Annotated in this window: 18 protein-coding genes; 14 read left to right on the forward strand and 4 right to left on the reverse strand. The window is 66.3% G+C overall.

Annotation, left to right across the window (positions count from 1 at the left end; genetic code table 11):
- The first annotated feature begins 43 nt into the window (after positions 1-43).
- Both ACYVOC_RS15265 and gstA read left to right on the forward strand, forming a co-directional pair.
- Entirely contained in the window at positions 44-961 is a 918-nt protein-coding gene (locus tag ACYVOC_RS15265; RefSeq protein WP_461162350.1) for a LysR family transcriptional regulator, read from the forward strand.
- Between the two features lie 142 nt (positions 962-1,103).
- Positions 1,104-1,712 (forward strand): glutathione transferase GstA, encoded by a 609-nt coding sequence (gene gstA, locus ACYVOC_RS15270; RefSeq protein ID WP_116005532.1) that lies wholly within the window; start codon positions 1,104-1,106, stop codon positions 1,710-1,712.
- A gap of 69 nt (positions 1,713-1,781) precedes the next feature.
- Here the strand turns inward: gstA and ACYVOC_RS15275 are convergent, their stop codons facing one another.
- The gene (locus tag ACYVOC_RS15275) at positions 1,782-3,029 is read right to left on the reverse strand and encodes a YbfB/YjiJ family MFS transporter (protein WP_461162351.1); all 1,248 of its coding nucleotides are present in this window, start codon (positions 3,027-3,029) and stop codon (positions 1,782-1,784) included.
- Positions 3,030-3,262: 233 nt separating this feature from the next.
- On the opposite strand from ACYVOC_RS15275, the gene ACYVOC_RS15280 reads away from it, so the two are divergent.
- A complete protein-coding gene (locus tag ACYVOC_RS15280) occupies positions 3,263-4,363 on the forward strand; it encodes an alkene reductase (RefSeq protein ID WP_116006208.1) in 1,101 nt (366 codons plus the stop codon).
- A 2-nt stretch (positions 4,364-4,365) separates the two neighbouring features.
- Here the strand turns inward: ACYVOC_RS15280 and ACYVOC_RS15285 are convergent, their stop codons facing one another.
- Entirely contained in the window at positions 4,366-6,699 is a 2,334-nt protein-coding gene (locus ACYVOC_RS15285) for a heavy metal translocating P-type ATPase (RefSeq protein WP_461162352.1), read from the reverse strand.
- 142 nt (positions 6,700-6,841) lie between these two features.
- Between ACYVOC_RS15285 and ACYVOC_RS15290 the strand changes: the two genes are divergently transcribed.
- Positions 6,842-7,039: a heavy-metal-associated domain-containing protein gene (locus ACYVOC_RS15290; RefSeq protein WP_461162353.1), complete on the forward strand. Its 198-nt coding sequence runs from the start codon at positions 6,842-6,844 to the stop codon at positions 7,037-7,039.
- Positions 7,036-7,497 carry a Cu(I)-responsive transcriptional regulator gene (gene cueR, locus ACYVOC_RS15295; RefSeq protein ID WP_461162354.1) on the forward strand — a complete coding sequence of 154 codons (462 nt, stop codon included), beginning with the start codon at positions 7,036-7,038 and terminating at the stop codon, positions 7,495-7,497. Before ACYVOC_RS15290 ends, cueR begins: the two co-directional genes overlap by 4 nt.
- A 69-nt stretch (positions 7,498-7,566) precedes the next feature.
- On the opposite strand, the gene ACYVOC_RS15300 is transcribed toward cueR, so the two are convergent.
- Positions 7,567-8,286: a TetR/AcrR family transcriptional regulator gene (locus tag ACYVOC_RS15300; RefSeq protein ID WP_461162355.1), complete on the reverse strand. Its 720-nt coding sequence runs from the start codon at positions 8,284-8,286 to the stop codon at positions 7,567-7,569.
- Between the two features lie 124 nt (positions 8,287-8,410).
- On the opposite strand from ACYVOC_RS15300, the gene ACYVOC_RS15305 reads away from it, so the two are divergent.
- The 9 genes from ACYVOC_RS15305 (at position 8,411) to ACYVOC_RS15345 (ending at position 18,834) form a co-directional block, all read left to right on the forward strand.
- On the forward strand, positions 8,411-9,265 hold the full coding sequence (locus ACYVOC_RS15305) for an ABC transporter ATP-binding protein (RefSeq protein WP_116005526.1): 855 nt from the start codon (positions 8,411-8,413) through the stop codon (positions 9,263-9,265).
- A complete protein-coding gene (locus ACYVOC_RS15310) occupies positions 9,262-10,143 on the forward strand; it encodes a branched-chain amino acid ABC transporter permease (protein WP_116005525.1) in 882 nt (293 codons plus the stop codon). The genes ACYVOC_RS15305 and ACYVOC_RS15310 overlap by 4 nt, the downstream gene beginning before the upstream one ends.
- A gap of 124 nt (positions 10,144-10,267) precedes the next feature.
- Positions 10,268-11,305: a branched-chain amino acid ABC transporter permease gene (locus ACYVOC_RS15315; RefSeq protein WP_116005524.1), complete on the forward strand. Its 1,038-nt coding sequence runs from the start codon at positions 10,268-10,270 to the stop codon at positions 11,303-11,305.
- Between the two features lie 39 nt (positions 11,306-11,344).
- A complete protein-coding gene (locus tag ACYVOC_RS15320; RefSeq protein WP_116005523.1) occupies positions 11,345-12,523 on the forward strand; it encodes an ABC transporter substrate-binding protein in 1,179 nt (392 codons plus the stop codon).
- Between the two features lie 164 nt (positions 12,524-12,687).
- Positions 12,688-13,506: an ABC transporter ATP-binding protein gene (locus tag ACYVOC_RS15325; RefSeq protein ID WP_461162356.1), complete on the forward strand. Its 819-nt coding sequence runs from the start codon at positions 12,688-12,690 to the stop codon at positions 13,504-13,506.
- Positions 13,507-13,678: 172 nt separating this feature from the next.
- On the forward strand, positions 13,679-15,481 hold the full coding sequence (locus tag ACYVOC_RS15330) for an AMP-dependent synthetase/ligase (RefSeq protein WP_461162357.1): 1,803 nt from the start codon (positions 13,679-13,681) through the stop codon (positions 15,479-15,481).
- Positions 15,482-15,599: 118 nt separating this feature from the next.
- Entirely contained in the window at positions 15,600-16,391 is a 792-nt protein-coding gene (locus ACYVOC_RS15335) for an enoyl-CoA hydratase/isomerase family protein (RefSeq protein WP_461162358.1), read from the forward strand.
- 28 nt (positions 16,392-16,419) lie between these two features.
- Positions 16,420-17,607: an acetyl-CoA C-acyltransferase family protein gene (locus ACYVOC_RS15340; protein ID WP_461162359.1), complete on the forward strand. Its 1,188-nt coding sequence runs from the start codon at positions 16,420-16,422 to the stop codon at positions 17,605-17,607.
- Positions 17,608-17,667: 60 nt separating this feature from the next.
- A complete protein-coding gene (locus tag ACYVOC_RS15345) occupies positions 17,668-18,834 on the forward strand; it encodes an acyl-CoA dehydrogenase family protein (RefSeq protein ID WP_461162360.1) in 1,167 nt (388 codons plus the stop codon).
- 6 nt (positions 18,835-18,840) lie between these two features.
- Here ACYVOC_RS15345 and ACYVOC_RS15350 read toward each other — a convergent pair.
- A partial coding sequence (locus tag ACYVOC_RS15350) for a crotonase/enoyl-CoA hydratase family protein (protein WP_461162361.1) occupies positions 18,841-19,497 on the reverse strand: 657 nt, incomplete at its 5' end.

The following is a 19,497-nucleotide window of genomic DNA, read 5'->3' on the forward strand; positions in this document are numbered from 1 at the left end:
ATTTTTAAGCACATTTTGTACTGTTTAAAAGAACGTTCAACTGGTGTCACGCCTCAACTTCCACCACCTGCACTACTTCTGGGCGGTTGCCAAAGAGGGCAACCTCACGCGCGCAGCCACGCACCTGCATGTCTCGCAATCGGCGCTGTCGGCGCAGATCCGGCAGCTCGAAGAGCAGCTCGGCCAGCCGCTGTTTGCGCGCGTGGGCCGCAGCCTGCAGCTGACCGAGGCGGGGCAGCTCGCGCTGGGCTATGCCGAGTCGATTTTTGCCTCGGGCAACGAGCTCATGGCGCTCATGCGCGAGGGCCGCCGTGACGAGCGCCAGGTGCTGCGCATCGGCGCCGTAGCCACGTTGTCGCGCAATTTTCAAGAGAACTTTTTGCATCCGCTGCTCGAACGCGATGACGTCGAGTTGGTGCTGCACTCGGGCAACCTGCTGGAGTTGCTGGCCCGCCTGCGCGTGCACACGCTCGACCTGATCTTGTCAAACCAGCGCGTGCACGCGAGCACCGACAACCCCTGGCGCTGCCAGCGCATCGCGCGCCAGCCCGTGAGCCTGGTGGGCAAGGCGCGGCCTGGCGCCAAACCCTTTCGCTTTCCACAAGACCTGGCCGATACGCCGCTGCTGCTGCCCGGGCGTGACAACGACATCCGCGCCGCGTTCGACCTGATGTGCGAGCAGCGCGGCATCCGCTACCGGCTGCGCGCCGAGGTGGACGACATGGCGCTGATGCGCCTGCTGGCGCGCGACTCCGACAGCATCGCCCTGCTGCCCAGCGTGGTGGTGCAAGACGAGCTGCGCAGCGGCCGCCTGGTGAACCACGGCGTGGTGCCCGATTTGTACGAAAACTTCTACGCCATCTCGGTGCGCCGGCACTTCGAGCCTCCGCTGCTCAAGGCTCTGCTGCAGCGGCCCGAGGCGGTGGTGCTGGGAACCACAGCAGTGCAGCCCATGGACTGATCGGCGTGCTCCTGCGCTGCAACGCCTCCTGCAGCACCGGGGCACAGCATCTTGAACTGCATGGTTTCTGCCCACGCAACAGCACGCCCGCACCGCTGGGCCTACCATGGCGGCTTCGACTTTTGACCCAAGGAAACCGTTCATGAAGCTGTACTACTCTCCCGGCGCCTGTTCCATGTCACCGCACATCGTTCTGCACGAAGCGGGCTTGCCGCACGAAGCCATCGCCGCGCCCACCAAGACACACAAGCTGCCGGACGGTACCGACTTCTACACGATCAACCCCCTGGGCTACGTACCTTTCCTCGTGCTCGACGATGGCCGCACCCTGCGCGAAGGCCCAGCCATCGTGCAGTACCTGGCTGACCTGGTGCCTGACAAGCAGCTCGCCCCGCCCGCGGGAAGTTTCGAGCGCTACCAACTGCAGGAATGGCTGACCTTTATCGGCACCGAACTGCACAAGGGCTTCTCACCCCTGTTTGGCGGCAACGCGAACGAGGAATACAAGACCGCCGTCAAAGAGCGCCTGCTGGGCCGCCTGGCCTGGGTAGATGCGCAACTGGCCGGGCGCGACTACCTGATGGGCGGCCAGTTCACCGTGGCCGACGCCTACCTGTTCACCGTGAGCGGCTGGCCGCGCGTGGTGGGCATGGATCTGGCCCACCTCCCCCACCTCACCGCCTATCGCAAGCGCGTGGGCGAGCGCCCCGCCGTCGTGGCGACCATGAAAGCCGAAGGCCTGATCGCATAAGCACTCCGCTGCCCTGCGCGATGCACGGCCCATCGTGTGACCACGCAACGCGGGTAAGTGCGGGAAGTCTTACCCCTGCAGCGCCTGCTGGCGCCACGCCAGCAGCGCGCCCAGCCACAGCGCCCCGGCCGAAAACACCAACCCGCGTGCCAGCCCGCCCGGGCCGTCGGCAATCGCGCCGACCACCGTGGGCCCCATGATCTGCCCGGCCGCAAAAACAATGGTGAACGCACTGATACCGACCGCCCACTGCGAGGACGGCAGGTTGTGCCGCACCAGGGCCGTGGTCGAAGCGACGACCGACAAAAACACCCCGCCAAACAGCAGGCCCGAGGCGAGCGCCACCGGCCACGAGGCCGTCAAGGCCGGCAGCACCGTGGCCAGCCCCAGCAGGCCGCTCAGCAAAGCCAGCGCCTGTCCGCCCCGGCTGCGGTCGAGCAGACCGGCCCAGATGCGCGACGACAGCACCACCGCCAGCCCCAGCAACGCATAAAACAGCGTGATGGCCCCGCTGCCCACACCTTGTGTGCGCAGCAGCGCCACGACAAAGGTCATGTAGCCGATATAGCCCACGCCAAACATGGCATAACCTGCCAGCGCCGGGGCAAAGGCCCGCACCGTAAACAGCCGTGGCGCAACAGGCGCAAGCGTTGCAGGCGCGCCGGGGGCTGAAGCGACCGGCACCACGGCGGGCGCGGCGTCCAGGCGGCGCAGCACGCGCACCGGCCACACCATGCCCAGCGTGGCCACAGCGCAGGCCAGCGCCAGCGCCCACCAGGCCCAGGTCCAGTTGTGCGGGCCAGGGGCGGCCGCCAGCACCGCGGGCACCAAGAATGCTGACAGGCTGATCCCCCAGCCCGTGCCACCGTAGTACAGCCCCAGCAGCAAGCCGCTGCGTGGGGCATCCAGTGCCCCCAGGCGCGCAGCCATCAGCCCGCCGGCAATAAAGATCAGCGCGCTGGCCACACCCGCCAGCAAGCGCTGCAAAAGCAGCGAAGGCGCATCCAGAAAGAAACCGCACGAGCCCATGAACAGCGTGGCCAGCACAGCCCCGGCCAGCAGCAACGGCCCGGGGGCATAGCGCCGCAGCAGCAGCGGCGTGGCCAGAGCGCCCAGCAGGTAGCCCAGCGCATTGATCGTGTTCATGCCCCCCGCCAGCGTGTACGACCAACCCAGGTCTTCGCGCATCGGCGGCAGTAGCAGCGCGTAGGCAAAGCGCGTAATCCCCAGCGACACCGCAGCCCCCAGCGAAAGCGCCAGGGCCAGCCACACCACCTGGCCACGCGGCGCCGGAGCGGGAGAAGGACGTTCGTGCATCGCACAGATTGTGCCGCAGCAGCCCGGCGCGCCTGCCCCTGGGACAAGGCACTGTCTCGCAGCAAAATTTGCTATCACAACAATAGCTTCCACCGCTGGTGAAATTTGCCTTCAAGCCCCTTTTCAATCCATGATTGAGCCCCACCTACCAGAACCCTGCTGTCGCCTGCAGCATTGCACTGCGCCCACAGCAGCACTACGCTTGGCCGCAACGCTTTACCTTGAAGACCACTATGCCGACCCTTTTCGAACCCATCCACGCAGGCGACATCGCCCTGGACAACCGCATCGCCATGGCGCCGCTCACCCGCAACCGTGCCCCGGGCGCCATTCCCACGGCCCTCATGGCCCAGTACTACGCCCAGCGCGCCAGTGCCGGCCTGCTCATCAGCGAAGGGGTGGCCATCAGCCCGCAAGGCCAGGGCTATGCCGATGTGCCCGGCCTCTACAGCACAGAGCAACTCGACGGCTGGAAGCAAGTCACCAGCGCCGTGCACAAGGCAGGCGGCAAAATCGTCGCGCAGCTGTGGCATGTGGGCCGCGTCTCGCACACCTCGCTGCAGCCGGGCAATGTGTCGCCTGTCGGCCCTTCGGCTGTGCGCGCCAAGACCAAGACCGTACTCCTTCGCGACGGCGTTCCCACCTTCACCGAGACCTCCGAGCCGCGCGCGCTGGACGCATCCGAGCTGCCGGGCATCGTGCTGGACTTCCGGCACGCCGCACGCCACGCCATTGCCTGCGGGTTTGATGGCGTCGAGATCCACGGCGCCAATGGCTACCTGATCGACCAGTTCCTGAAAACGGGCGCCAACCAGCGCCAGGACGACTACGGCGGCAGCATCAAGAACCGGGCCCGCTTCGCACTGGAAGTGGTGCACGCCGTGGCCGACGAAATCGGTGCAGGCCGCACCGCGATCCGGCTCTCGCCCGTCACCCCCGCCAACGACATCGTCGACGACAACCCGCAGCAGCTGTTTGACTACCTGCTGCACCACCTGGCACCTTTGGGCCTGGCCTACATCCACATCATCGAAGGCTCCACGGGCGGCCCGCGCGAACTGCCCGAACGCCCTTTCGACTACGCCGCCCTCAAGGCCGTGTACCGCAACAGCGGCGGCAAGGGCGCCTGGATGGTGAACAACGGCTACGACCTGGCCATGGCGCAAAGCGCCGTGGCCGAAGGCGCCGACATCGTCTCGTTCGGCCGCCCCTACATCGCCAACCCCGACCTGGTAGAACGCCTGCAGCGCGGCGCCCCGCTCAACACCCCCGACCGCGCCACCTTCTACGGCGGCGGCGCCCAGGGCTACACCGACTACCCGGCGCTGGACTGAGCCTACCGCCGCCAGCGCTTGAGCAGCAGCGCATTGGTCATCACACTGACCGAGCTGAGCGCCATGGCGGCGCCTGCCACCACCGGGCTCAGGTAACCCAGCGCCGCCAGCGGGATACCGGCCACGTTGTAGGCAAACGCCCAAAACAGGTTCTGCCGGATCTTCAGCACCGTGCGGTGTGAAATATCGAGCGCCGCAGCCACCAGCGCCGGGTCGCCGCGCATCAGCGTGATGCCGGCCGCGTGCATGGCCACGTCGGTGCCGTTGCCCATGGCCATGCCCACATCGGCGGCGGCCAGCGCGGGCGCATCGTTCACGCCGTCGCCCACCATGGCAACAATGTGGCCCCCACGCTCCGCCGCTGCGCTGGGTCGCTGCCCCCCAAGGGGGCCTTCGCGCCTTGGGGCGGCCCGGCCGCGCTCATCGTCCCGTCCGTCCTCGCCCCGCTGCAATGCCACCACCTGCGCGGCCTTGTCGCCGGGCAGCACCTCGGCGCGCACATCGGCGGCATCCAGCCCCAGGCGGCGCGCCATGGCCTCGGCCGCACCGCGGTTGTCGCCCGAGATCATGACGGTGCGGATGCCCTTGGCCCGCAGCAGCGCCAGTGCCTCGCGTGCGCCGGGCTTGGGCTCGTCGCCAAAGGCCATCAGTGCGCGCACCACCAGGCCCTGCGCGCTGCGTTCGGCCACGGCCGATACCGTGGCGCCTTCGTTTTGCAACTGCTGCGCACGCACGCCCAGCGCGCCCAGGTCCACGCCCAGCTCATCCATCCAGCGCAGGCTGCCCACCAGATAGCTGCGCCCAGCCACCCCACCCTCGGTACCGCGCCCCGGCACGGCGCGCACACCGGCCGGCTCCGCCATCGTCAAGCCACGGTCTTGTGCCGCCTGCACCACCGCGCGCGCCAGCGGGTGTTCGCTGCCGCTTTGCACCGCCGCCACGGCCGCCAGCACGGCAGCGTCATCGGCGCCCGGTTCCACGTGAAACGCGGTCAGGCGTGGCTGGCCCACGGTCAGCGTTCCGGTCTTGTCAAACGCCACGGTGTCCACCCTGTGCGCCAGCTCCAGCGCCTGCGCGTCCTTGATCAAAATGCCGTTTTTTGCCGCCACGCCCGTGCCCGCCATGATGGCCGCCGGAGTCGCCAGACCCAGCGCACACGGGCAGGCAATCACCAGCACCGCCACGGCACGGATCAGCGCCACCTCGGCGCCCACACCCGCCCACAACCAGCCCAGCAGCGTGGCCAGCGCAATCAGCAGCACCACCGGCACAAACACGTTGGCCACCTTGTCCACGAGGCGCTGGATAGGCGCCTTGGCCGCCTGCGCGTCTTCCACCAGGCGGATGATGCGCGAGAGCACCGTCTCGGCCCCCACCGCGCGCACCTCCAGCACTACGCGGCCATCGCCGTTGATCGAGCCACCCGTCAACACCGCACCGGCCTCCTTGGTCACCGGCAACGGCTCTCCCGTCAGCATGGATTCGTCCACCTGCGTATCGCCGTCGAGCAGCGTGCCATCGACCGGAAAACGCTCGCCCGGGCGCACCACCAGGCGGTCGCCCACCATCACCTCGGCCACCGGCACATCGACTTCGCCACTTTTGCCCAGCAGGTGCGCCACATCGGGCCGCAGGCCGTGCAGCGCGCGGATCGCCGCCGTGGTCTGGTGCTTGGCGCGGGCTTCGAGCCACTTGCCCAGCAGCACCAGCGTGACCACCACGGCAGAAGCCTCAAAGTACAGGTGCGGCGCATGCCCGGGGTGCGCGGTCAACCACAGCCACATCGACAAACCCCAACCCGCGCTGGTGCCAATGGCGACGAGCAAATCCATGTTGCCCGACAGCGCCCTGGCCGCCGCCCAGCCCGCCTTGTAAAAGCGCGCTCCCAGAATGAACTGCACCGGCGTGGCCAGCACAAACTGCACCCAGGCCGGCAGCATCCAGTGCTGGCCGAACAGGTCGCCCAACATGGGCAGCACCAGCGGTGCAGACAGCACCAGACCAATGGCCACCGGTGTGAACCCCGTCCAGGGCGAGGTGTCTTCTTCGCGCGCCGCACTGGCCGCCGCCGTCAACGGTTCGTAGCCCGCATTGCGCACGGCACGGCGCAGCAAGGCGTCCATGGCGGTAGCGTCACCCCCATCCGGCGCAGAAAACTGAACGCGCGCCGTCTCCGTCGCCAGGTTCACCGTGGCGCTCTGCACGCCCGGCACCTTGCGCAGCGCGCGCTCCACACGGCCCGAGCAGGTCGCGCAGGTCATGCCGCCAATCGACAAGTCCAGCTCCTGGAAGGCGCCGTCGCTGGCGGGGGGGGGAAGAGCGGTGGTGGTGTTCATGGTCGCTACCCTAAACCCTGACGCCATGGCAAGGTCAAGCACCAGGCAAAAATAAAACAGCCGCCATGGCTTGACCTTGCCATGGCGTCAAGGTTCATGATGCAAACCTTCCCATTGCAAATCACCCTGAAAGGCTTTCCCCATGCAACACCAGTTTGACGTTCAAGGCATGACCTGCGGCCATTGCGAGCGCGCCGTCACCAACGCCGTGCAAGAGCTTGACCCGCAAGCCACCGTGCAGATCGACCGCGCGCACAACCGTGTGGACGTCACCAGCGAGCAGTCCCGCGCAGCCCTGGCCGCCGCCATCACCGAAGAAGGCTACACGGTCGCTGCATGACACAGCCCGCTGCCGTCCACTGGCCCGTGCCCATCGGCGTGGCCGCGCAACGCGCCGGCGTGTCAGCGCGCATGGTGCGGCACTACGAATCACTGGGTCTGCTGCCGCCCGTGGCACGCACCGACAGCGGCTATCGCCAGTACACCGAGGCCGACGTGCACGCCCTGCGTTTCATCCGCCGTGCGCGCGACCTGGGCTTCTCCATGGCCGAGATTGCCACCCTGCTCGGCCTGTGGCAAGACAAGGCGCGCGCCAGCAGCCAGGTCAAAAGCATTGCCCAGGCCCACATCGACGACCTGGCCACCCGCATCGCCGCCATGCAGGCCATGCAGCGCACCCTGCAGTCGCTGGTGCAGTGCTGCCATGGCGACCAGCGGCCTGACTGCCCCATCCTGGACGACCTGGCGGCTGCGGGCGATAGCACGGTACCTTTGGGCAAAAAACTATCAAAACAATAGCTATCGGCGCTTACCCATCAAGCGCTAGAGGCAAAAAAACCAAAAATAGATTGCAGCGCACAGTCCCGATCAGGGTTTAGCCACCACCACCCCCCGCTTGCGCGCGGGCTTGGCCGCCGGGGCGGGCAGCGTATCCGCCCGCCGCAGCACCCCATCGCACAGCGTCGCAATGCACTGCTGGGCGATCTGCTCGGGCGTGTACTCGCCGCCGGGCTGGTACCAGCGGCCGATCCAGCTCAGGGCGCCAGCGATCGCAAAGGCGGTCATCTTCGGGTCGCACGACTGCAGCGAGCCCTCCTGCACCCCCTGGGCCACCAGGCGCCTGAAAGCGAGGTCGATCTCAGATTTCATGCGGCGCAGCTCCGTGCGGCTGGGCTCGGGAACCTCCTCGTCGCCCACGCGGATCAGGCACATGCCAAAGGGCTGCATGACGATGTCGGCATACGCCTGCATGCAGGCACGCAACTGGTCCACCGCATTGCCTCCCGCCTGGCGTGAGGCCTCGATACCTTCGAGCGTCATCTCCAGCCCCTGGCGCACGCACTGCAGCAAGATCTCGTCCTTGTTCTTGACGTAGTAGTACAGCGTGGGCTTGCTCACGTTGAGGCGCGCGGCAATGTCGTCGAGCGAGGTGGCATGAAAACCGCGCTCGTTGAACAGCTGCGCAGCCGCTTGCAGCACGGCGCGGCGCTTGGCCTCGCGCTGTTGCATACGGTCGGGCGCACTGGCCCAGGGCGATGCTGCAGCAGACGGGGCGCGGGTCTTTCTGGCGGCGGTGGATTCAGTCATGGGGGGTATTACACCGGGAAACTACCAATGCAGGGCTAGGGCGAGACACTCAAAATACTACTCACAAGTAAACAGTTTACGCACGAGTAGTATTTTTCTGGACCGCACAAACCCCTAGAGAGCGATGGCGACACAACACCCTGGCGGAACCCCCGCCGCTCCCCTGCTGGAAGTCGATGGCGTCACGTTGGCGTTTGGCGGCGTCAAGGCGCTCTCGGGCGTAGGCTTTGGCGTGCAGCCGGGCTCCATTACCGCCGTGATCGGACCCAACGGCGCGGGCAAGACCTCGCTGTTCAACACCATTTCGGGCTTCTACCGGCCCACGGGGGGCAGCATCCGGTTCAAGGGCCAGGACATCACGCGCATTGCGGCACCGCAGCGAGCCAAGCTGGGCCTGGGCCGCAGCTTTCAGAACATCGCGCTGTTTCGCGGCATGACGGTGCTCGACAACATCAAGCTCGGGCGCCACGCGCACCTCAAGACCAACGTGTTTGACGCCCTGTTTTACATGGGCCGCGCACGCCGCGAAGAGGCCGAACTGCGCCGCGACATCGAGGAGCGCATCATCGATTTCCTGGAGATCGACCACATCCGCCACGCACCTGTCTCTGCCCTGCCCTACGGCCTGCAAAAGCGCGTGGAGATGGCCCGCGCGCTGGCCATGCAGCCGCAAATCCTGATGCTCGACGAGCCCGTGGCCGGCATGAACCGCGAAGAGACGGAAGACATGGCGCGCTTCATCCTCGATGTGCGGGCCGAGTGGGGCGTGACGGTATTGATGGTGGAGCACGACATGGGCATGGTGATGGATTTGTCGGACCACGTCGTGGTGCTCAACTTCGGACAGGTCATTGCCCAGGGCACACCCGCCGTGGTGCAGCAAGACCCTGAAGTCAACCGCGCCTACCTCGGCTCGGGCGACGTGGGCGATCTGCGCCGCAAGCTGCACGCCACCACCCACGCACAGGGAGTCGCATGATGGATTGGGCCTACCTGTTCGAGATCTGCCTCACCGGCATTGCCAGCGGCGGGCTGTACGCGCTGGCTGCGCTGGCCTTTGTGATCGTCTACAAAGCCACGCGCGTGGTGAACATCGCCATTGGCGAAATGCTCATGGCAGGCGCTTACCTGTTCTTCACCTTTGCCGCCATGTTCGCGCTGCCGCTGTGGCTGGCGATTCCGGCCGCGGTGCTGGGCAGCGGCGTGCTGGGCGCGGTGATCGAGCGCACCATGATCCGCCCGCTGCTGGGCGAGCCCCCGATCTCCGTGTTCATGGTCACGGTGGGCCTGGCCTCGGTGCTGGTGGGCCTGGTCGAAGTGATCTGGAGCGCCGACCAGCGCCGCCTGCCCGACTTCATGCCCAGCGACCCCATCATGGTGGGCGACGCCTTCCTGGCGCCCAAGGTGTTCTGGGGCGCCATGATCGCGGTGGTGCTCATTGCCGCCGTGCTGCTGCTGTTCCGCTTCTGGCGCGGGGGCGTGGCACTGCGGGCCACGGCCAGTGACCAGGCCGCCGCGTATTCCGTGGGCATCAACGTGCCGCGCGTGTTCTCGCTGTCCTGGGTGGTCTCGGCCATGATCGCCGCCGTCTCCGGAATCATCGTGGGCTCCATTGGCGGCATCTCGTCGAGCATGGGCGTGTTCGGCCTGTCGGTGCTGGTGGTGGTGATCGTGGGCGGGCTCGACAGCGTGCTCGGCGCGCTGGTGGGCGGCCTGTTCATTGGCCTGGTCGAAGCCCTGGCGGGCAGTTATCTGGGCGGCGAATACAAGCTGCTCGCCACCTTCATCGTGCTGGTGTGCATCCTCATGGTGCGCCCCTACGGCCTGTTCGGCACGCACGAAATAGAACGTCTGTAAAAACATGAACCCCCACGCTCATCACTTCGTGTATTCACTGCCCCATGGCGCAGCAACGCCCTGCGCCTTGCTGGCGCGTGGGGCGCAGGCCTCCCTTGGGGCGGCCCGGCGGGAGGCCTGACCTATGCGCATCGGAACCCTCAAGGAAACCTACACCGCCGACGCGGCGCTGTTCGACTCGCACACCCAAAAGGTGTGGCTGGCCGTGGGCGCCGCACTGCTGGTGCTGTTCCCCTTCATGGCCAGCGACTACTGGCTGTACCTGGCTTGCCTGGTCAGCATCAATGTGGCGAGCAGCGCGGGGCTGAACATCCTCACCGGCTACACCGGTCTCCTCAGCATGGGGCAGGCCGCCTTCATGGGGCTGGGCGCCTACACGGTGGCCATCATGCAAACGCGGTGGGGAACCCCTTTTTTATTGAACATCTTTTGCGGCGGCATGGTCGCCATGCTCGGCGGGCTGGTCGTGGGCATTCCGTCGCTGCGCGTCAAGGGGCTGTACCTGGCCATTGCCACGATTGCGGCCTCCTTCATCGCGCATTTTTTGTTTGCCAATTTCAACATCACCGGCGGCACAGGCGGCCTGAGCGTGCCCCCGGCCACCCTGTTCGGGTTGCCACTGGATACCTCGTTTCGCCTGTACTGGCTGGTCGTGCCCGTCACGATCCTCATGCTGCTGGGCGCGGCCAACCTGCTGCGCACGCGCGTGGGCCGCGCCTTTATTGCCATCCGCGACCGCGACATCTCGGCCGAGGTGCTGGGCATTCCGCTGCTGCGCTACAAACTGCTGTCGTTTGGCCTGTCGTCGTTTTACGCCGGGGTGGCGGGCGGCCTGTGGGCGTACTTCTTTCGCGTGGTCACGCCCGAGAGCTTTCCGCTGCTGATGTCGATCTTTTTCCTCGCCGCCATCATCGTCGGCGGCATGGGCTCCATCCTGGGCGGCATCCTGGGCGCGGTGTTCATGACCATGGTGCCCGAGCTGCTCAAGCTGGTGTTCGACTGGCTGCCCGGCGGGGCCAATCTCACGGTGTTTCTCTCACCCGTGCGCACCATCATTTTTGGTCTGCTGATCATTGGATTTCTGGTGTTCGAGCCACAAGGGCTCGCAGAAGTGTGGCGGCGCATTCGCCGTTTTTTCCACCTGTGGCCCTTCCGCAACTGACGCGGCGAGCCCCATTCACAACGCAAGAAGGAGACAAACATGCAGAAATCCCTGACGTCCCAACGCCGCCGCTCGCTGTTGCTGGCCGCGGGTGCCGCACTGGCCACGCCCTTGGCTGCACACGCCCAGGCGGGCGGTGAAGACATCGTCATCGGCGGCTCCATCCCCATGACGGGTGTGTTTGCCTTTGCCGGCATCGGCATCGACGCGGGCATGAAGGACTACGCCAAGATCATCAACGACGCCGGTGGCATCAAGGGCCGCAAGCTCAAGTACGTGCCCGAGGACACCGGCTACAAGGTCGATGCGTCGGTGGCGGCCTTCAAGAAAATCACCAGCCAGAACAAGGTGCACCTGTACTACGGCGACTCCACCGGTTTCGCCAAAACCATCAACCCCGAGCTGGACCGCACGGGCGAGATCATGATGGCCGGGGCCTCGTTTGCCACCGAGCTCAACGACCCCAAGAAATACCCCCACCAGTTCCTGGTCGGCCCCGACTACACCGAGATGTTCGGCATTTTGCTGAACCACATCGCCAAGGAAAAACCGGGCGCCAAGGTGGCCTTCGTCTACTCCGACTCCGAGTTTGGCCGCGACCCCATCGACTCCAGCGAAGCCCTGGCCAAGAAGCTGGGCCTGTCGGTGGCCGTCAAGATCATGACGCCCGCGGGCAGCGTGGACGTGTCCACCGAAGTCATCAAGCTGCGCCGCGCCGCGCCCGACTACACCATCTTCCACGGCTACATCCTCGCGCCCATTCCTGAGTTCATCACCCAGGGCAAGCAGCAAGGCATGAAGAGCAAGTGGATGGGGACGTTCTGGACCATGGACAGCTCCACCGTCATGAAGATGGGCGAAGTCGGCGACGGATTCATGGGCGTGATGCCCTACCGCTACTACTACGACACCGAAAAAGCACCCATGCTGGAGAAAATCCGCCAGATGCGCCCCGAGTACCAGAGCACGGCCTACATCCAGGGCTTTCTGGCGGCGATGCTGTTCACCGAATCGGCCAAGCGCTGCCTCGATGCGGGCAAGGAGCTCAACGGCAAGAACCTCAAGGCCGCGCTCAACACCATCAAGGACTTCGACACCGGTGGCCTGATTGGCGTGCCCATCACCATCAGCGGCAACTCCATTCCCGTGGGCCGCGTGTACCGGGCCGACATGAAGGCCCAGAAGATGGTCGCAGCGTCCGACTGGATCAAGCTGTGAACAACCCCCTGAGCGGCTGCGCCGCTTCCCCCTTCTCTCTCGCATCGCTGCGCGATGCGGGGAAGGGGGACACCGCCAGCGCGGCGGGGCGGCCCTTGCGCGGCGGTCGCTGGCCTGGACTGTGGCGGTTCCAGCGCCGCGAGCATTTTTGAACAGTGACACACATGACCGATAACGCCCGGGCCAACGTCCTCGAAGTCAACAACATCGAGGTCATCTACAACAAGGTCGTGCAGGCCCTGCGCGGCCTGTCGCTGGCCGTGCCGCGCGGCCACATCGTGGCGCTGCTGGGCAGCAACGGGGCGGGCAAATCGACCACGCTCAAAGCGGTGTCGGGGTTGCTGGCACTGGAAGACGGTGCACTGGAAAGCGGCAGCATCCTCTTCAACGGCCAAAGCACCGCACAGTACGCGCCGCAGCAGCTCGTGCGGCGCGGCCTCTCGCATGTAATGGAGGGGCGCCGCGTGTTTGAAGACCTCACGGTCGAGGAAAACCTGGTCGCCGCGACCTATGCGCTCACCGGGCGCGCAGGCGCCAAGCCTGACTTCGACCTCGTCTACCAGTATTTCCCCCGCCTGCACGAGCGCCGCAAAGGCTTGGCAGGCTACCTTTCGGGGGGCGAACAGCAGATGCTGGCCATTGGCCGCGCCCTCATCGCCCAGCCCGAGCTGATCTTGCTTGATGAGCCTTCGCTGGGCCTCTCTCCGAAGCTGGTGGAAGACATTTTCACCATCATTGCGCGCATCAACGCCGAGCGCGGTACCAGCATGCTGCTGGTCGAACAAAACGCCACCGTGGCCCTGGCCGTGGCACACAGCGGCTACATCATGGAGAACGGCAAGATCGTCATCGACGGCACGGCCGAACGCCTGGCGGGCGACCCCGACGTGCGCGAGTTCTACCTGGGCATGGGCGGCGGCGGCGAAGCGAAAAGCTTCAAAGACATCAAGCATTACAAGCGCCGGAAGAGGTGGCTGTCGTGAGCGCGAACAACCCCCTGTGGCGCTTCGCGCCTTCCCCCTTCTCTCGCCTCGCTGCGCGATGCGGGAAGAGGGACGCCGCCCGTGCGGCGGGGCGGCCCTTGCACGGCGGCCCTGGCTTTTGCCGCGCCAGTTTTGACGGCTATGGGTTCGCGATGCGCAATGGATCACTGATATGTTGAATCTCCCCGAACTCACCCTGCCCCAAATGCTGCGCGAACGCGCACGCACCGATGCGCAGCGCATTGCGCTGCGGCAAAAAGACTTCGGCATCTGGAAGCCCTTTACCTGGGCGCAGTACTACCAGCGCGCCTGCCATGTCGGCCTGGGCCTGCGCGCCCTGGGCCTGCCTGCGGACGGCCATGTGGGCGTGATCTCCGAGAACCGCACCGAATGGGTGCTGGCACAAATGGGCGCGGGCCTGGTGGGCGCCGTCACCGTGGGGGTGTACCCCACCAGCCCCTCGTCCGAGGTGGCCTATGTGGTGGGCCATGCCGACATCGAGATCATGGTCTGCGAGGACCAGGAGCAGACCGACAAGCTGATCGAGGCCCTCGACCAGCTGCCGCGCCTCAAGAAGATCGTCGTCATGGAAACCAAGGGCCTGCGCAGCTTTGCGCCCGAGGTGCGCGACCTGATCACCACCTTCGACGCACTGGAAAAACTGGGCGCCGCATCGGGCCAGCAGGCCCTGATCGACCAGGCGCTGGCGCAGCAGACGCTCGACGACATCGGCCTCATGATCTACACCTCGGGCTCGACCGGCAAGCCCAAGGGCGCGATGGTGTCATGGCGCAACATTCGCGGCGTGGTGCCCGGCATCGTCGATCGCCTGGAGCTCTCGCGCAGCACCACCCACCTGTCGTACCTGCCGCTGTGCCACGTGGCCGAGCAAATGCTCACCACCTTTTGCCCGGTGTACATCGGCTCGCAGGTCAACTTTGGCGAATCCATCCGCACCGTGCAGGAAGACCTGCGCGAAGTGGCGCCCACCATGTTCCTGGGCGTGCCGCGCATCTGGGAGAAGATGCACGCCTCCATCAGCATCAAGCTGCAGGAAACCGGCGGCCTGCGCCGCGCGCTGTTTGACAAAGCCTACGCCGCCTGCGAACCCCTGGCCGAAAAACCGCGCGCCGCGTGGAGCCTGGGCGAGCGGCTGCGCTTTGCTGCCAGCTACTGGTTGATGTTCCGTGCGTTGCAGAACTTTCTGGGCCTGCGCGATGTGCACGTGGCGCTGACTGGCGCCGCGCCCATTCCACCCGATGTGGTGCGGTTCTTTCGCGTACTGGGCGTGCCGCTGGTCGAGGTGTATGGCCTGACCGAGTCGAGCGGCATGGTCACCGGCCACCGGCTGAGCGACGTGGCCGTGGGCACCGTCGGCGTACCCACGCAGGGCGTGGAGTGGCGCATTGGCGAGGCGGGCGAGTTCCAGATCAAGGGCGACATGGTGTTCGCGGGCTACTACAAGAACCCCGAGGCCACGGCGCAAAGCATCCAGGACGGCTGGCTGCACACGGGCGACGTGGTGCGCGAAGAGCGCGGCCAGCTCAAAATTGTGGACCGCCTCAAGGACATCATGATCACGGCCGGTGGCAAGAACCTCACGCCGTCGGAGATCGAGAACACGATGAAGGGCAGCCCCTACATCAAGGAATGCGTCATCGTCGCCGAGGGCCGCAAGTTCGTCGGCGCGCTGGTCATGATCGACTATGAAACCGTGGGCAAATGGGCCGAGGCGCAGCGCCTGCCGTTCACGCATTTCCGCTCGCTGGTGGAAATGCCCCAGGTGCGCGCCCTCATCGACGACGCCATCCGCACCGGCAACGAGCGCCTGGCCCAGGTTTCGCAGATCCGCAAATTCCACCTGCTCACCAAAGAGCTGGACCACGACGATGGCGAAGTCACCGCCACCATGAAGGTGCGGCGCTCGAGCATCTACAAGACCTATGCCGAAGAGATCGAGGCCTTGTACCGCTAGCGCAGTGCACTATCAAAACGAGAGCTGCTAGCGCTTGATGGTATTGGTTTTTGAATACAAAAATATCTAAAAACCAATACTGTAAAGCGCTACCAGCTCTGAATTCAGGAGCATCCCCATGCACGCCCCCACCCCCCCGCCCCCCGTGCTGCTCGAGCGCCAGGGCGCCATCGCCACGCTGCGCTTCAACCGCCCCGAGGCGCTCAACGCCATTGACGTGTCCATGGCCGAGGCCTTTCTGGCCGCCGTGCAAGCCATCGCCGCCGACCCGGGCGTGCGCGCCGTGGTGCTGCGCGGCAACGGCAAGGGCTTCATGGCCGGGGGCGACCTGGCCACCCTGCGCGCCAACCCGGTGCAAGGCGCCGCCGACCTGCTGGCGCCGCTGAACGCCGCCGTGGCCTTGCTGGGCCAGATCAACGCCCCCGTCATCGCCCAGGTGCACGGGGTGGCTGCGGGCGCGGGCCTGTCGCTCATGCTGCAGGCCGACTTTGTGCTCGCCGCCGAGGGCACACGCCTGAACCTGGCCTACATCAACCTGGGCACCAGTTGCGACGTGGGCGCCTCCTGGGCGCTGCCGCGCCTGGTGGGCCTGCGCCGTGCGCTGGAAATCGCCCTGCTGGGCGAGGCCCTCAGCGCCAGCGAGGCCGAGCGCCTGGGCCTCATCAACCGGGTACTGCCCGCCGCCGAGCTGGACGCCGCCGTACAGCAACTGGCCCAGCGCCTGGCCGCCGGGCCCACCGTGGCCTATGGCCACATGCGCCGCCTGATGCGCGCCAGCTTCGACCACGACCTGCCCACACAACTGCAGGCCGAAGCCGCCGCTTTTGCACAATGTGGCCACACAGCCGACCTGCCCGAGGGCATCGAAGCCTTTTTCGCCAAACGCGCCCCTGCCTTCCAGGGCCGCTGATCCCGTTTTTCATCTCCGGAGAATTTCCATGACCCACCGTGACGTCTTCGTCGTCAGCACCGCCCGCACCGCCATCGGCACCTTCGGCGGCAGCCTGAAGGACGTGCCCAACACCCAGCTCGCCACCACCGCCGTCAAGGCCGCCATCGCCCGCTCGGGCCTGGCGCCCGACGCCGTGGGCCATGTCGTCATGGGCAACGTGATTCCCACCGACACCAAAGACGCGTACCTGAGCCGCGTGGCCGCCATCGACGCGGGCTGCCCCATCGAGACGCCCGCCTTCAACGTCAACCGCCTGTGCGGCTCGGGCCTGCAGGCCATCATTTCGGCCGCGCAGGCCATTGGCTACGGCGACTGCGACGTGGCCGTGGGTGGCGGGTCTGAGTCCATGAGCCGGGGCCCCTACTTCGATACCGCCGCGCGCTACGGCGCGCGCATGGGCGACGCCAAGAGCATCGACTACATGCTCGGCATCCTGCACGACCCCTGGCAGAAGATGCACATGGGCATCACCGCCGAGAACGTGGCCGAGCGTTACAAAATCAGCCGCGAGATGCAGGACCAGCTCGCGCTGGAAAGCCAGCGCCGCGCCGCCGCCGCCATCGCCGCCGGGTACTTCAAGGAACAGATCGTCCCGGTCGAAATTGCCACACGCAAAGGCACCGTGCTGTTCGACACCGACGAGCATGTGCGCGCCAGCACCACGCTGGAAGTGCTCGCTGGCATGAAGCCCGCTTTCCGCAAAGACGGCGGCAGTGTCACCGCAGGCAACGCCTCGGGCATCAACGACGGCGCCAGCGCCGTGGTGCTGGTGGCGGGCGACCGCATCAGCGCACTGGGCGTGAAACCCCTGGCCCGCCTAGTGGGCTACGCGCACGCCGGCGTGGACCCGGCCTACATGGGCATCGGCCCCGTGCCCGCCACGCAGAAGGTGCTGGCGCGCGCGGGCCTGAAGGTGCAGGACATGGACGTGATCGAGGCCAACGAAGCCTTCGCCGCCCAGGCCTGCGCCGTGGTGCAGGAGCTGGGCCTGGACCCGACCAAGGTCAACCCCAACGGCTCGGGCATTTCGCTCGGCCACCCGGTGGGCGCCACCGGTGCCATCATCACCACCAAGGCAATTGCCGAACTGCACCGCACGGGCGGGCGCTACGCGCTGGTGACCATGTGCATCGGCGGCGGCCAGGGCATTGCGGCCATCTACGAACGGGTTTGAGTCTTTTTGGCCTCCAGAGCTTTATGGTAAAGCGCTAATAGCTCTTATTTCAATAGCACCATGCTTCCCAACACATTTCTCACGGCCGACGAAAAAGCCGAACTGCAGCTCTTCACCGAATCGCTAGAGCGCTTCTGTGACGCCGAGATCGAACCCCATTACCGCGCCTGGGAAAAGGCAGGCCGCGTGCCGCGCGACCTGCTGCGCAAGATGGGCGAGAACGGCTACCTCTGCGCCGACGTGCCCGATGCCTACGGCGGCCCGGGCGCCAGCGTGCCCTTCTCGTTCGCCGTGGTCGAGGTGCTCTCGCGCCGGGGTTACGGCGGCTTTGTCGGCGGGCTGCAGGTGCACAACGACATCATCCCGCCCTACCTGCTGCACTGCGGCACCGAGGCGCAGCGCCAGTACTGGCTGCCGCGCATGGCCAGCGGCGAGGCCATCGCCGCCATCGGCATGACCGAGCCCGGCGCGGGCAGCGACCTCAAGGCCATCCGCACCACAGCGCGCAAGGACGGCGACCACTACGTCATCAACGGCAGCAAGATCTTCATCAGCAACGGCCAGAACTGCAACCTGCTGGTGCTCGCCGCCAAGACCGACCCGGCCGCGGGCGCCAAGGGCGTGAGCCTGTTCCTGGTGGACGCGGCCACGCCCGGCTTCACGCGCGGCCAGAACCTGGAAAAAATCGGCCAGCACGCGGGCGACACTTCCGAGCTGTTCTTCAACGACATGCGCGTGCCGGCGGATGCGCTGCTCGGCGGCGTGGAAGGCCAGGGCTTCGTGCAGATGATGCGCGAGCTGCCGCGCGAGCGCCTCATCATCGGCGTGCAGGCGGTGCACGGCGCCAAGGGCGCGCTCGATGCCACGCTGAAATACGTGCAGGAGCGCCAGGCGTTTGGTCAGGCGATCGGCCAGTTCCAGAACACGCGCTTCACGCTGGCGCAGTGCGCCGCCGACATCGCCGCCGCCGAGGCCTTCCTCAACGCCAGCGTGGCCGCCTACCAGCAAGGCCAGCTCACGCCCGAGGCGGTGAGCGCGCTCAAGCTGCACACCACCGAGCTGTTCAGCCGCGTGGCCGATGCCTGCCTTCAGCTTTTTGGCGGCTACGGCTACATGGCCGAATACCCCATCTCGCGCTTCTGGACCGACGCGCGCGTGCTGCGCATTTACGGCGGCACGTCGGAAATCATGAAGGAGCTGGTAGCGCGCTCGATATTGGGTCGCTGACGAAGTTCAACCGCCCTGCCCCTTTTGGCGCAGGGCTTCTTCCATGCGCGCGATCTCCGTGCGCGCCTCGTCACCTTCGGGAATCGGCCGTCCGGAGTCACGCCACTGCACCGCCGCCTTGAAGCCCTCGGTTTGCGCATAGCGGCGGAACCACAGGCCCTCCGGGTTGTGACGCGTGATGCCGTCGAACACCGTGGCCAGCATCTGGCCCTGCTCCAGCCCCGCGTTCAGCATGAACTGGTTCACCACCAGCTTGTGCATGGCCAGATGGCCGCGCGGCACGCCGGCAATGCGGGTGGCCAATTGCATCGTGGTTGCTTCCAGCTCGGCCTCGTCCACCGCATAGTTGGCCAGGCCCCACTCGGCCGCCTGTGCGCCCGAGATCACGTCGCCCGTGAACATCAACTGCTTGGCGCGCAGGGGGCCCAGGCGGTGCGTCCACATGGCAGTGGTGGGACAGCCCCACACCCGCGTGGGCATGTAGCCAATACGGGCGTTGTTGGCCATCACCAGTAAATCGCAGCACAGCGCAATATCGCTGCCGCCGGCCACGGCGGCGCCGTGCACCTTGGCGATGGTCGGCTTGCTGCAGCGCCACAAGCTCATGAAGTCCTCCGTGTTGCGCTTCATGAAGGCGTAATCCTCCATCGGGTCCCACGGGTA

This window comes from Simplicispira piscis, from assembly GCF_054783455.1.

Bases quoted from the DNA above. Each gene is read 5' to 3' on its own strand.
- ACYVOC_RS15330 (WP_461162357.1), top strand. From the start codon at position 13,679: ATGTTGAATCTCCCCGAACTCACCCTGCCCCAAATGCTGCGCGAACGC.
- ACYVOC_RS15335 (WP_461162358.1), top strand. From the start codon at position 15,600: ATGCACGCCCCCACCCCCCCGCCCCCCGTGCTGCTCGAGCGCCAGGGC.
- ACYVOC_RS15345 (WP_461162360.1), top strand. From the start codon at position 17,668: ATGCTTCCCAACACATTTCTCACGGCCGACGAAAAAGCCGAACTGCAG.
- ACYVOC_RS15290 (WP_461162353.1), top strand. From the start codon at position 6,842: ATGCAACACCAGTTTGACGTTCAAGGCATGACCTGCGGCCATTGCGAG.
- ACYVOC_RS15280 (WP_116006208.1), top strand. From the start codon at position 3,263: ATGCCGACCCTTTTCGAACCCATCCACGCAGGCGACATCGCCCTGGAC.
- ACYVOC_RS15300 (WP_461162355.1), bottom strand. From the start codon at position 8,286: ATGACTGAATCCACCGCCGCCAGAAAGACCCGCGCCCCGTCTGCTGCA.
- ACYVOC_RS15285 (WP_461162352.1), bottom strand. From the start codon at position 6,699: ATGAACACCACCACCGCTCTTCCCCCCCCCGCCAGCGACGGCGCCTTC.
- ACYVOC_RS15340 (WP_461162359.1), top strand. From the start codon at position 16,420: ATGACCCACCGTGACGTCTTCGTCGTCAGCACCGCCCGCACCGCCATC.
- cueR (WP_461162354.1), top strand. From the start codon at position 7,036: ATGACACAGCCCGCTGCCGTCCACTGGCCCGTGCCCATCGGCGTGGCC.
- ACYVOC_RS15305 (WP_116005526.1), top strand. From the start codon at position 8,411: ATGGCGACACAACACCCTGGCGGAACCCCCGCCGCTCCCCTGCTGGAA.
- ACYVOC_RS15275 (WP_461162351.1), bottom strand. From the start codon at position 3,029: ATGCACGAACGTCCTTCTCCCGCTCCGGCGCCGCGTGGCCAGGTGGTG.
- ACYVOC_RS15310 (WP_116005525.1), top strand. From the start codon at position 9,262: ATGATGGATTGGGCCTACCTGTTCGAGATCTGCCTCACCGGCATTGCC.
- gstA (WP_116005532.1), top strand. From the start codon at position 1,104: ATGAAGCTGTACTACTCTCCCGGCGCCTGTTCCATGTCACCGCACATC.
- ACYVOC_RS15320 (WP_116005523.1), top strand. From the start codon at position 11,345: ATGCAGAAATCCCTGACGTCCCAACGCCGCCGCTCGCTGTTGCTGGCC.
- ACYVOC_RS15325 (WP_461162356.1), top strand. From the start codon at position 12,688: ATGACCGATAACGCCCGGGCCAACGTCCTCGAAGTCAACAACATCGAG.
- ACYVOC_RS15315 (WP_116005524.1), top strand. From the start codon at position 10,268: ATGCGCATCGGAACCCTCAAGGAAACCTACACCGCCGACGCGGCGCTG.